At 71.4% G+C, this 11,609-nt stretch carries 10 protein-coding genes; 9 read left to right on the top strand and 1 reads right to left on the bottom strand.

Going from position 1 to position 11,609, the window contains the following annotated elements; translation table 11 throughout:
- Positions 1–95: 95 nt before the first annotated feature.
- From ACIBG7_RS21925 to ACIBG7_RS21915, 3 genes are all read left to right on the top strand, one after another.
- The gene (locus ACIBG7_RS21925) at positions 96–1,487 is read left to right on the top strand and encodes a hypothetical protein (RefSeq protein WP_397337400.1); all 1,392 of its coding nucleotides are present in this window, start codon (positions 96–98) and stop codon (positions 1,485–1,487) included.
- An 89-nt stretch (positions 1,488–1,576) separates the two neighbouring features.
- Complete coding sequence (locus tag ACIBG7_RS21920; protein WP_397337399.1) at positions 1,577–2,899, top strand: CapA family protein; 1,323 nt, start codon at positions 1,577–1,579, stop codon at positions 2,897–2,899.
- Positions 2,900–2,933: 34 nt separating this feature from the next.
- On the top strand, positions 2,934–4,466 hold the full coding sequence (locus tag ACIBG7_RS21915) for a Na+/H+ antiporter (protein ID WP_397337398.1): 1,533 nt from the start codon (positions 2,934–2,936) through the stop codon (positions 4,464–4,466).
- On the opposite strand, the gene ACIBG7_RS21910 is transcribed toward ACIBG7_RS21915, so the two are convergent.
- Complete coding sequence (locus tag ACIBG7_RS21910) at positions 4,463–4,729, bottom strand: UBP-type zinc finger domain-containing protein (RefSeq protein WP_357920837.1); 267 nt, start codon at positions 4,727–4,729, stop codon at positions 4,463–4,465. The genes ACIBG7_RS21915 and ACIBG7_RS21910 overlap by 4 nt on opposite strands.
- 121 nt (positions 4,730–4,850) lie before the next feature.
- Between ACIBG7_RS21910 and ACIBG7_RS21905 the strand changes: the two genes are divergently transcribed.
- From ACIBG7_RS21905 to ACIBG7_RS21880, 6 genes are read left to right on the top strand one after another with little or no spacing between them, the layout of a single operon-like run.
- The gene (locus ACIBG7_RS21905; protein WP_357920835.1) at positions 4,851–5,636 is read left to right on the top strand and encodes an ABC transporter ATP-binding protein; all 786 of its coding nucleotides are present in this window, start codon (positions 4,851–4,853) and stop codon (positions 5,634–5,636) included.
- Positions 5,624–6,388: an ABC transporter ATP-binding protein gene (locus ACIBG7_RS21900; RefSeq protein WP_357920832.1), complete on the top strand. Its 765-nt coding sequence runs from the start codon at positions 5,624–5,626 to the stop codon at positions 6,386–6,388. The genes ACIBG7_RS21905 and ACIBG7_RS21900 overlap by 13 nt, the downstream gene beginning before the upstream one ends.
- Positions 6,385–8,229 (top strand): AMP-dependent synthetase/ligase, encoded by a 1,845-nt coding sequence (locus tag ACIBG7_RS21895; RefSeq protein ID WP_397337396.1) that lies wholly within the window; start codon positions 6,385–6,387, stop codon positions 8,227–8,229. Before ACIBG7_RS21900 ends, ACIBG7_RS21895 begins: the two co-directional genes overlap by 4 nt.
- Positions 8,226–9,113 carry a branched-chain amino acid ABC transporter permease gene (locus tag ACIBG7_RS21890; RefSeq protein ID WP_357920827.1) on the top strand — a complete coding sequence of 296 codons (888 nt, stop codon included), beginning with the start codon at positions 8,226–8,228 and terminating at the stop codon, positions 9,111–9,113. The genes ACIBG7_RS21895 and ACIBG7_RS21890 overlap by 4 nt, the downstream gene beginning before the upstream one ends.
- Complete coding sequence (locus tag ACIBG7_RS21885; protein WP_397337395.1) at positions 9,110–10,261, top strand: branched-chain amino acid ABC transporter permease; 1,152 nt, start codon at positions 9,110–9,112, stop codon at positions 10,259–10,261. Before ACIBG7_RS21890 ends, ACIBG7_RS21885 begins: the two co-directional genes overlap by 4 nt.
- 13 nt (positions 10,262–10,274) lie before the next feature.
- Complete coding sequence (locus ACIBG7_RS21880; RefSeq protein ID WP_357920821.1) at positions 10,275–11,579, top strand: ABC transporter substrate-binding protein; 1,305 nt, start codon at positions 10,275–10,277, stop codon at positions 11,577–11,579.
- Positions 11,580–11,609: the final 30 nt, after the last annotated feature.

Below are 11,609 nucleotides of genomic sequence, written 5' to 3'. Positions count from 1 at the left end.
AAAGATCTTTCTTGGGGTCCGGGTGAGGCCCGGTTTTGCTGGGGTTTCCGTGGCTGAGTGGACGAATACGGGTTGGTTACTCAAAAATGTCCAACATGTCGGAAGTTGTGCCGCTGCCGTCGTTCGGCGAAGTGTTCTTCGATGCCCGAGGCCAGGAGCGGTGCCTCCGGGTCACCTGGCACGAGGGCACCCTCGTGCTCAGTCTGTGGCGAGGGGAGATGTGCACCGCCAGCTTCCGCATGCCCATGGACGATGTCGGACGCCTTCTCGACACCCTCGACGACGGGCTGGCCGAGCTCCAGGGCGAGCAGGCGGCGCCCGCCGAAGCCCCCGTGATCCCCGGGACCGGCCAGTACAACCGGCCCCCCGACCCCTTCCCCGGCGTGCAGCCGGTGGCCGACGAGCGGCCGACGGCGACGATGTCGCCCTCGGACGTCCTGGTCGCGCGCGGCACCCCGCCGCCGCCCCCGGACAAGCTCGTCGCCTCCTTCGGCGAGAGCACCGGGCCGGGCGGGTATCCCGCCGGGTCGGGGTACGCCGAGCCGATGGCCGCCTCGTCGTCCGGTGACCCCGTCTACCAGCTTCCGGGCGAGTCGCCGCAGCCGCAGTACCGCACGGACGCGCTCGGGCTGCCCATCGCCGAGCCGTACTCGCCGCCGCCCATGGACGGCGGGTACGGCCAGCAGCCCCGCTACCAGCAGGACCCCTTCGCCCAGCAGCCGTCCGACCCCTTCGGCCAGGCGCAGCCGGGCCCGTTCGGTCAGCCGCACTCCGACCCGTTCGCGCAGCAGGACCGGCAGGGGCAGGCCGATCCGTTCGGCCGGCAGCAGGACCCGTTCGGACAGCAGGACCCTTTCGCGCCCGCCACGCAGCCGTCCTACTCCGGCCAGCCCGCCCACCAGGGCCAGGGGCAGGGCCAGCAGTACGGCGAGGCGCCCGTGGCCCCGCCCGCGCCGGGCCTCGGCACGCCCATGCACGGCATCCCCGGCGCCGGCCGCCGCCGCCAGCACCCCGGCACCAGCAGCGGCACCGGCGGCGCCGGGGCAGCGGGTGGTACCGGCGGCACCGGTGGGTTCGGCGGTGGCGGCACCGGCGGGGGACCGCAGACCGGCCCGATGTCCGGGCACCCGCTCCAGACCGGCCCCCAGCCGGCCGTCTCCCCGCACCACGGCCAGCAGCACGGCCAGCAGCAGCACGGCCAGCACCCCCAGCAGCACGGTGGCCAGCACAACGGCCAGCCCGGCGCCCAGCACGGCCAGCAGTTGGGCGGGCAGAGCAACGGGCAGCCCCACGGCGCCCAGCACCCTCACCAGCACAACGGGCAGCCGCACCAGGCTCAGCCGAGCCCGCTCGACCCGCTGCTGGCGCTCAGCACGCCGCAGCCCGACCCGCAGCAGCCCATCTCCCGCCCCTACATCCCGGACGAGATGTTCGTCACCGGCGAGCGGCTCCGTCCCGACCAGCAGTACGACGACCGCACCTGGTAAACCGCACCTGGCGACCGCACCTGGCGACCGCACCTGGTGGCCGCCTGGGGATGATCGCGGGGAGCGCGCCGAGCGCGTAACCTGCGTCCGTGCGTAAGGATCTTGCGCGCCTCGCCCTCGCGGCGGTGGCGTGCGCCCCCGCCTGCCTGGCACCCGCCACCGCCCCGCCGCCCGACCGCCTCCGAGCAGCACGGGTCCCTGTCTCCGTCCAGGCCGCCCCCCGCCCGCCCATCCCGGCACACGACAGGCCCATCCCGGCGCGGGTGCGCACGATGGCCGCCCTGCCGCCCATCACCGGACGCCCGGCCGCGCCCACGATCCGGCTCCAGGCGACCGCCCCAGAACCCGCCGCCCCGCCAAGACCCGGCAACCCGGCCGACCCCCACCCGGCCGCTCCGGACAGTGCCGGGACCCACCCGGCCGCTCCGGACGATGCCGGGAGCCATGCGGCCGGCCCCCGCCCCGAGTCGTTCACCGTCGTCGCGACCGGCGACATCCTGCTCCACCGCCCCCTGATCCTCCAGGCCCGGCACGACGGCGGTGGCGAGCTCGACTTCCTGCCGATGTTCCGAGGCGTACGCAAGCAGGTAGCCGCCGCCGACCTGGCCCTGTGCCACCTGGAGACCCCGCTGGCGCCCAGACGCGGCCCGTACACCGGCTACCCGCTGTTCAGCGCCCCACCCCAGGTGCTGACCGCCCTGGTCCGGGTCGGATACGACGGCTGCTCGACCGCCTCCAACCACACCCTGGACCAGGGCGAGCCCGGCGTCCGCCGCACGCTGCAGGCCCTGGACCGGGCCGGCCTGGCCCACACCGGCTCCGCCCGAAACGCCCGCGAATCCCGGAAAATCGTGATCTACGATGTAAAGGGGGTGCGCGTGGCCCACCTGTCCTACACCTACGGCACCAACGGCATCCCGGTCCCGAAAGGCCGCCCCTGGCTGGTCAACGACAGCCTGGACCCCGCCCGCATCACCGCCGCCGCCCGCCGCGCCAAGGCCAGGGGCGCCGACGTGGTGATCGTGAGCCTGCACTGGGGCGAGGAGTACCAGCACACCCCCAGCGCCCAGCAGCGCGCCGTCGCCAAGGCCGTGCTCGCCTCACCCGCCGTGGACCTGATCGTCGGCCACCACGCCCACGTCGTCCAGCCGTTCGACCGCATCCGCGGCAAATGGGTGGCCTACGGGCTGGGCAACCAGGTCGCCAACCCCTCCGCCAACCTGGCCGCGACCCACGAGGGCGTCCTGGCCCGGTTCCGCTTCGAGCGAACCGGGGATGGCTGGCGGGCCCGTCCCGCGTTCGTGCCCACGAAAATCGTGGCGGGGCCGCCGATCCGGTTGCGGCCGGCCGTACTCCCGGGTGTGGCCGAGGTGGTTCGCTCGCTGGGGGAGCGGGTCCCGATCCTGAAATGAAGCAGATCCGTCCTGAGGAGTGCGTGTGGACCCGATGACCGGCCTTCGCCTGCTGTTGCTGGCCGGCGGCGCCCTGGCGGTGGCCGGGCTGGCCAGGCGCAAGGGCTGGCCCGCGCCGCTGCTGCTCGTGCTGGCCGGCCTGCTGGCCTCGCCCCTGGTGCCGACCGAGTTCAAGCTCCAGCCGGAGCTGGTGCTGCTGGTCTTCCTGCCGCCGCTGCTCTACTCGGCCGCCTGGGACGCCTCCTACCTGCGCCTGCGCGACGTGACCCGGCCGGTGGCGCTGCTGTCGGTGGGCCTGGTGCTGTTCACCATGACCGCGGTCGGCCTCACCGTGCACTGGATGATCCCGAACGTCTCGATGGCCGCCGCCTTCGTGCTGGGCGCGATCATCGCCCCGCCGGACGCGGTCGCCGCGGTCGCCGTCGGCCGCCGGCTCGGCCTGCCGCGCAAGGCGCTGACCATCCTGGTCGGGGAGAGCCTGTTCAACGACGCCACCGCGCTGACCGCGTTCCGGGTGGCGCTGGGCGCGGTCACCGGCACGGGGTTCGAGCTGCTCGACGCGACCGGCGAGTTCCTCTACTCGGCCGCGGTCGGCGCGGCGATCGGCGTCGGCCTGGCCCTGGTGTTCGGCTGGGTGATGGAGCGGCTGCGCGACGCGCTGGTGGAGAACACGGTGATGTTGCTCATCCCGTTCGCCTCCTACCTGGCCGCCGAGATCGTGCACGCCTCGGGCGTCATCTCGGTCGTGATCGTCGGCCTGTACCTGGGCAACCGCATGCACCGCATGGGGTTCGGCACCCGGCTGGTGGCCGACGGGGTGTGGAAGCTACTCGACTTCTTCCTGGAGACGATCGTCTTCGCGCTGATCGGCCTGCAGTTGATCACCGTGCTGCCCAAGGACTACTCCGCGGGCCAGCTCACGCTCTACGCGGTCGTGGTCTTCCTGGTGACCGTGCTGGCGCGGTTCGTGTGGGTCTTCATCTTCGGCAACCTGCAGCGCGAGCGCCCGCCCGCCTCGCACATCGTGCTGGTCGGCTGGGCGGGCATGCGCGGGGTGGTCTCGCTGGCCGCGGCCTTCGTGGTGATCGAGATGCCGGGCATGAGCCTGGTCGCCTTTTTGACCTTCACCACGGTGATCGGCACCCTGCTGGTGCAGGGGCTGACCTTCCCGATGCTGATCCGCCGGCTGCGCGTCTCCAGCACCGAGGAAGAGTTCCAGGACACCCTCGCCGAGGCGGCGGCCAAGCAGGAGGCGCTGGCCGCCGGGCTGGCCGCGCTGGAGCGCGCCGCGCCCGGGGAACCGGACGAGATCACCCAGGACGTGCTCGACCAGCTCCGGACCAAGACCGAGCGCCGGGCGCTGACCGCCTGGGAGCGGCTGGGCGGCGGCACCGGCCAGGACGGCTCAGAGACGCCCAGCGCCATCTACCGGCGCCTGCGCCAGGAGATGCTGCTGGCCGAGCGCGAGGTCTTCGTCCGGCTGCGCGACCAGCGCCGCATCGACGACGAGGTGTTGCGCAAGGTGATGGCCGAGCTCGACTTCGAGGAGGCCATCCTGGAGCGCTAGCCGACCTGGTTGTCCACGAAGCACCACCGCCATGACTCGCCCGGCTCGAACGACTGCATCACCGGGTGGCCGTCGGCCTGGAAGTGCTTGGAGGCGTGCTTGTTCGGCGAGGAGTCGCAGCAGCCGATGTGCCCGCAGTCCAGGCAGCGGCGCAGGTGCACCCAGCGTGAACCGGAGGCCAGGCACTCCTCGCAGCCCTCGGGCGTGCGCGCGGGCGGGCCGTCGACCTTGGAAAGCTTGGAAAGATGCTCGCAAGTTGTCATGCGTAGAAGATTACGACCAGAGCTAGATTCCAATTCGGTCGCGCCTATTGATCGAGCGCTTGGTGGCGTGGAACCTGCTCCTACGGGGGAGTGACGCAGGCCACACTGGCGAGGAGCTCATGTGCTCGACGTGCGCAACCTCGAGGTCGTCTACGACGACGTCATGCTCGTACTGCGGGGCGTGAGCCTCACGGTCCCCAAGGGCTCGATCGTCGCGCTGCTGGGCGCGAACGGCGCGGGCAAGTCCACCCTGCTGCGTGCCCTGTCCGGCCTGCTGGACGTGCACGACGGCGAGATCACCAAGGGCTCGATCACCTTCAACGGCGAGCCCATCCACCACCTCCGGCCCGCCGCGATCGTCCGCCGCGGCATCAGCCAGGTCATGGAGGGCCGCCGCATCCTGGCCGAGCTCACCGTCGAGGACAACCTCAAGGTCGGCGCGCACACCGCGCCCAAGGACCTCAAGGCCAACCTCGACCGGGTCTACGGGCTGTTCCCGGTGCTGAAGGAGCGGCCGCGGCACGTCGCCGGCTACCTGTCCGGCGGCGAGCAGCAGATGCTGGCGGTGGGCCGGGCGCTGATGGCCGGTCCGGAGTGCCTGCTGCTGGACGAGCCCAGCCTGGGTCTGGCCCCGGCGCTGGTCGGCCGCATCCGCGAGCTGATCGTCGAGATCAACCGGCAGGGCACCACCGTCCTGCTGGTGGAGCAGAACGCGACCATGGCGCTGTCGATCGCCACCCACGGCTACGTGATGGAGACCGGCAAGGTCGTCATGGACAAGCCCGCCGCCGCCCTGCTCGGCGATGAGGACATCAAGGAGTTCTACCTCGGGCTCGGCGCCGAGGGAGCCGCCAAGTCGTTCCGCGAGGTCAAGCACTACAAGAGGCGGAAGCGATGGCTGTCCTGAAATTCCAAGACGTGCACCTGAGCTTCGCCGGGGTGAAAGCCATCGGCGGGGTCAGCTTCGAGGTCGGCGAGCGCGAGCTGCTGGCGGTCATCGGCCCCAACGGCGCCGGCAAGACCTCGATCTTCAACGTGCTGTCCGGCGTCTACCGGCCGCAGCAGGGCGAGGTCACCTTCCTGGGCCACAACCTGCTCGGCCGCGCCCCGCACGAGATCGCCGCCCTGGGCATGGCACGCACCTTCCAGAACGTCGAGCTCTTCCACAACCTCACCGTCCTGGACAACCTGATGCTCGGCCGCCACCACCACATCCGCTACGGCGTGCTGTCGGCGGTCCTCTGGTACGGCAGAGCCCGCCGGGCCGAGCTGGCCGCCCGCGCCGAGGTGGAGGAGATCATCGACTTCCTGGAGCTGGAGGCCTGGCGCCGGCATCCGGTCCGGCTCCTGCCGTACGGGATCCAGAAACGGGTGGAGCTCGGCCGCGCGCTGGCGATGGGACCCAAGCTGCTGCTCCTGGACGAGCCCGTGGCCGGCATGAACCTGGAGGAGACCGAGGACATGGCCAGGTTCGTCCTGGACATCCGCGACGAGCTCGGCATCCCGATCGTGCTCGTCGACCACGACATGGGACTGGTCATGGACCTGGCCGACCGGGTGCTGGTGCTCGACTTCGGCCGGCCCGTCGCGCTCGGCACCCCGGCCGAGGTCCAGGCCGATCCCAAGGTCATCGAGGCGTACCTGGGAGGGGCCGCATGACAGTCACCACGGTCAAGGACGTCGAGACCCTCGTCACCCGGGTCCAGCGGCGGGCGGTGCGCTCGCCGGGCGCGGTGGCGATGCGGCACAAGGACTACGGCGTCTGGCAGGAGATCGGCTGGGCGGAGTACTGGACCAACGTCGAGCTGGTCGCGCACGCGCTGCTGGCGCTCGGCCTGGAGCCGGGCGACCGGGTGGCCGTGCACTCGGAGAACCGGCCCGAGTGGCTCTACGCCGACCTCGGCACGGTCGCCGCCCGCGGCATCACCGTGGGCCTCTACCCGACCAACCCGGCCGCCGAGGTGGCCTACCTGCTGGCCGACTCCGGGGCCCGCATCCTGATCGCCGAGGACCAGGAGCAGGTGGACAAGGCGCTGGCGGTGCTGGAGGAGTGCCCGGCGCTGGAGCGCATCGTCTACCTGGAGCCGCGCGGCGTGCGGGGCCGCTACGCCGATCCGAAGCTGCTGCACTGGGACGAGTTCCTGTTCCTCGGCGTCGAGCACCGCAGCGAGCACCCCGGCGCGGTGGCGGAGCGGATGGCCGAGGCCACGCCGGCCGACGTGATGACGCTGATCTACACCTCCGGCACGACCGGCCCGCCCAAGGGCGTGATGCTCACCGTCGGCAACGTCGAGTTCGCGGTCAGGACGCTGGTCGAGGAGGGCGGCTTCACCTCGCCGCCGCCGTCGGAGCGCGACCAGACCCTGTCCTACCTGCCGTTGTGCCACGTGGCCGAGCGGGCCTTCACCGTGTGGTTCAACGCCGCCGCCGGGGTGCAGGTGAACTTCGCCGAGTCGATCGAGACCGTGCAGGCCAACCTGCGCGAGGTGCAGCCGACCATCCTGTTCGGCGTGCCGCGCATCTGGGAGAAGGTGCTGGCGCAGGTCAACATCAAGCTCGACTCGGCCTCCCGGTTCAAGCGGCTGACCAGCCGGTTCTGGCTGCGGGTGGCCGACCGCATCGGCGACGACCTGGTGCGCAACGGCGGCACGCACACGGCATCCACCCGGCTGCGGTACGCGCTCGGCTGGCTGTTCTGCTACCGGGCGCTGCGCGAGCGGCTGGGCATGCGGCGGGTGCGCTACGCCTCCTCCGGGGCCGCGCCGATCGCCCCCGACGTGCTCAAGTTCTTCATGGGCATCGGCGTGCGCATGCACGAGGTGTACGGCATGAGCGAGAACACCGCCATCGCGACGGCCAACCGCCCGGGCCGGGTCAAGCTCGGCACCGTGGGCGAGCCGCAGGAGGGCATCGAGCTGAAGATCGACGAGGCCACCGGCGAGATCCTCACCCGCCACCCCGGCACCTTCGCCGGCTACTGGGGCCGCCCGGAGGCGACCGCCGCCGTGCTCGACCCGGACGGCTGGCTGCACACCGGCGACGTGGGCGAGTGGGTGGACGGCACGCACGTGCGGATCACCGACCGGATGAAGGACATCATCATCACCGCGGGCGGCAAGAACGTGGCGCCCAGCGAGATGGAGAACGCGCTCAAGGCCTCGCCGTACATCAAGGAGGCGGTGGTGGTCGGGGACCGCCGGCCGTACCTGACGGCGCTGATCGGGATCGAGCTGGACGTGGTGGGGGAGTGGGCGCGGCGGCGGCGCCTGCCGTACACGACCTACCGCGACCTGTCGGAGAAACCGGAGGTCAGGGAGCTGGTGCAGGGCCTGGTCAACGAGGTCAACAAGGGCTTCAACCCGGTCGAGCAGATCAAGCGCTTCGCCTTCCTGCCCAAGGAGCTCGACCACGAGGACGGCGAGCTGACGCCGACGCAGAAGGTCAAGCGCTCGGCCGTCGCCCGGCTGTTCGAGGACCTGGTCGAGGGGATGTACCGGTGACGGGGTTCATCGAGTCTGTCTTACGAGGCCTGGGCAACGGGTCGGTCTACGCGTTGCTCGCGCTCGGCTTCGTGATCATCTACAAGGCGACGAAGGTGATCAGTTTCGCCCAGCCGTCGCTGATGCTCGCGGGCGCGGTCGCGGTCTCCTACCTGGCCGAGCTCACCGGCTTCTACCTGGCGGTGCCGCTGGCGGCGCTGCTGATCGCGGGGCTGGCGCTGGGCATCGAGCGGGTCGCGATCCGGCCCATGGTGGGGCGGCCGGTCTTCGTGGTGGCGATCATCACGCTGGGCATCGACGTGGTGGTCCGGGTCGTGGTCAACGGCTTCATCGGGCGCGACGTGCGCCAGATGGGCGATCCGTGGGGCTTCGAGCAGGTCAGCCTGGGTCCGCTGGTGGTGCAGGAGCGCTGGCTGGCGATGCTCGGCGTGACCGCGGTGCTGGTCGCGCTGCTGTTCGCCTTCTTCCGCTTCACCCGGTACGGCCTGGCCATGCGGGCGGCGGCCTACGACCAGGAGACGGCGCTGGCGCAGGGCGTCTCGGTGGGCGCGGTGTTCGCGCTGAGCTGGGGGCTGGCCGGGTTCCTGGCGGCGATCGCCGGGATGTTCGTCGGCACCGGCCAGGGCGTGGAGCAGCTCACCTGGATCATCGCGCTGAAGGCGCTGCCGGCGATCATCCTGGGCGGGCTCGACTCGCTCGGCGGCGCGGTGGTGGGCGGGCTGACCATCGGCGTGGTCGAGTCGCTGTTCCAGAGCTACCAGGGCGACGTGGCGCCGTGGCTCGGGCAGAACTTCGCGGTGGTCTCGCCGTACGTGGTGATGCTGCTGGTGCTGCTCGTGCGGCCGTACGGGCTCTTCGGCACGAGAGAGGTCGAGCGCGTATGACGGACCTTCGCCAGACCCCTGCCATACCGACCGGACGGTCTCGCCGTCCGCGCGGGCGGCCCCTGCTCTACACCAGCTACGCGCAGGACATGGCGTTGCTGGACACCCCGGCCAAGCGGGTCTGGACGCTGGTGCTGATCGTCCTGGCCTTCCTGCTGTCGGCGGTGCTGCAGGACCGCTCGCTGGAGGTGCTGGCCGGGGCCTACGCGCTGGCCATCGGCGCGATCGGCCTCAACCTCGTCGCGGGCTACGCCGGGCAGATCTCCCTCGGGCACGCCTTCTTCGTGGCCATAGGCGCCTACACCGCGGCGGCGCTGTCCGGCCCGCCGGACGGGCGCAACCTGGGCTTCGGCCTGACCGAGATCTGGATCTGGCTGCCGGCCGCCGGCCTGGTCGCGGCGGCGGCCGGGGTGCTGGTCGCGCCGCTGGCCGCCCGGCTGCGCGGGCTCTACCTGGCCGTGGTCACCCTCGGCCTGGTCTTCCTCGGCGAGCACGTGTTCAAGGAGTGGGACCACCTGACCGGCGGGCCGGGCGTGGGCCGGCAGGCCGCGGTGCCGGAGCTGTTCGGCACCCGGCTCGACCAGGACGGCCTGCTGGGCACCCGCGAGCAGTCGCTCTACCTGGTCATGCTGGTGCTGCTGATCGTCTTCGCGCTCGCCGCGCGCAACCTGGCCCGCTCGCGGGTCGGCCGGGCCTTCGCCGCGATCCGCGACCGCGACATCGCCGCCGAGGTCATCGGCGTGCCGCTGACCCGCTACAAGGTGCTGGCCTTCGGCGCCTCCTCCTTCTACGCGGGGATCGCCGGCGGGCTGCTCTACACGATCACCGGGTTCGTCGAGCCGGGCTCCTTCAGCCTGCTGCTGTCGGTGCAGTTCATCGCGATGGTGCTGATCGGCGGGGTGGCGACGGTGTCGGGCTCGATCATGGGCGCGCTGTTCATCGTGCTCATCCAGCCGCTGACCCGCTCGCTGCCCGCGCTGGTGCCGGTGATCAGCAGCGACACCACCGCCACACCGAACGTCTTCCAGGTCGAGACGGTCCTGTACGGCCTGCTGATCATCCTGTTCCTCGTCTTCGAACCGCGCGGCCTGTACGGGATCTGGATCCGCGTGCGCACGTACTGGAAGAGCTGGCCCTTCTCCTACTAGCGGAGGCTGAACCATGAAAAGTCGCGCGTTAATCGGATATCTGGCGATAGCCGGGCTGCTGGCGGGCTGCGGGGTGTTCCGCGGCGGCGAGGAAGGCGGCGGCACGACCGGCGGCTCGGCCGCCCCTGCCGCACCGGGCGTCACCAAGGAGCCCTGCCCGATGGCGGTGGACAAGGCCAAGGGCTGCATCTACCTCGGCACCATCTCCGACCTCACCCAGGGCCCCTTCGCCGCGCTGGCCGTCCCGATCACCGAGGCGCAGAAGGCCTTCTGGGCGCGGGTCAACAAGGCCGGCGGCATCGGCGGCAAGTACGAGGTGGACGTGCAGGCCTACGTCCGCGACAACAAGTACAACCCCGAGACCCACCGCCAGGTCTACAACGAGATCAAGGACAAGGTCCTGGGCCTGGCCCAGACGCTGGGCTCGCCCACCACCGCCGCGATCATCGACGACCTCAAGGCCTCCAGCATCGTCTCCGCCCCCGCCTCCTGGACCTCGGCCTGGGAGTTCGAGGACGTCATCATCGAGACCGGCTCCAACTACTGCGTCGAGTCGATGAACGCCGTCGACTACGCGATGGAGGTCTACAAGCCCAAGTCGATCATGGCCGTGCACCTGGCCGGCGACTACGGCGCGGACGCCGCCGCGGGCGCCAAGGTCGCCGCCGAGAAGAACGGCGTCGCCTTCACCGCGATCGAGACCCCGCCCGGCGCCACCGAGCAGGGCCGCGCCATCACCGAGATCGTCAAGAACAAGCCCGACGTGGTCATCATCACCACCGGCCCCGCCGACGCGGCGGCGGTCATCGGCCAGGCCGCCGCGGCCGGCTTCAAGGGCCGCTTCATCGGCACCGGGCCCACCTGGAACCCGGCGCTGCTCAAGTCGCCCGCCGCCCCGGCGATCAAGGCGCTCTACGAGCAGTCCTCGCCCGGCAAGCCGTTCGGCGCCGACACCGCGGGCCACAAGGCCATGCGCGAGGCGCTGCCCGGCGTCAGCCCCAACGACGGCTACACCTCGGGCTGGGCCTGGTCCTACCCGATGAAGGCCGCGCTGGAGAAGATGGTCGCCGGCGGCGACGTCTCCCGCAAGGGCCTGCTGGCCGCGGTCAAGTCCCTGGCCACCGTCGACTACGAGGGCATGCTCCCGCCCGAGGCCGGCAACTTCGCCGGCGACGCCAACGCCGCCACCTTCCGGCAGACGCTGATCAACAAGGTCGACGAGGGCGCCCCCACCGGCGTGTCGATCGTCAAGGACTTCTTCACCGGCCCGACCGCGCAGGGCTACACGATGGACGGGCCCTGCTTCCAGAAGCTCTGATCCCCGCATCCAGGCCGCCCGCCGGGTAGG

This window comes from Nonomuraea sp. NPDC050328 (assembly GCF_044459405.1).
GTDB lineage: Bacteria > Actinomycetota > Actinomycetes > Streptosporangiales > Streptosporangiaceae > Nonomuraea.
This window is presented reverse-complemented; position numbering and strand designations above follow the sequence as displayed.

Coding starts and splice junctions, on each gene's coding strand:
- ACIBG7_RS21880 (WP_357920821.1), top strand. CDS start 10,275: ATGAAAAGTCGCGCGTTAATCGGATATCTGGCGATAGCCGGGCTGCTG.
- ACIBG7_RS21915 (WP_397337398.1), top strand. CDS start 2,934: ATGACCGGCCTTCGCCTGCTGTTGCTGGCCGGCGGCGCCCTGGCGGTG.
- ACIBG7_RS21895 (WP_397337396.1), top strand. CDS start 6,385: ATGACAGTCACCACGGTCAAGGACGTCGAGACCCTCGTCACCCGGGTC.
- ACIBG7_RS21900 (WP_357920832.1), top strand. CDS start 5,624: ATGGCTGTCCTGAAATTCCAAGACGTGCACCTGAGCTTCGCCGGGGTG.
- ACIBG7_RS21885 (WP_397337395.1), top strand. CDS start 9,110: ATGACGGACCTTCGCCAGACCCCTGCCATACCGACCGGACGGTCTCGC.
- ACIBG7_RS21925 (WP_397337400.1), top strand. CDS start 96: ATGTCGGAAGTTGTGCCGCTGCCGTCGTTCGGCGAAGTGTTCTTCGAT.
- ACIBG7_RS21910 (WP_357920837.1), bottom strand. CDS start 4,729: ATGACAACTTGCGAGCATCTTTCCAAGCTTTCCAAGGTCGACGGCCCG.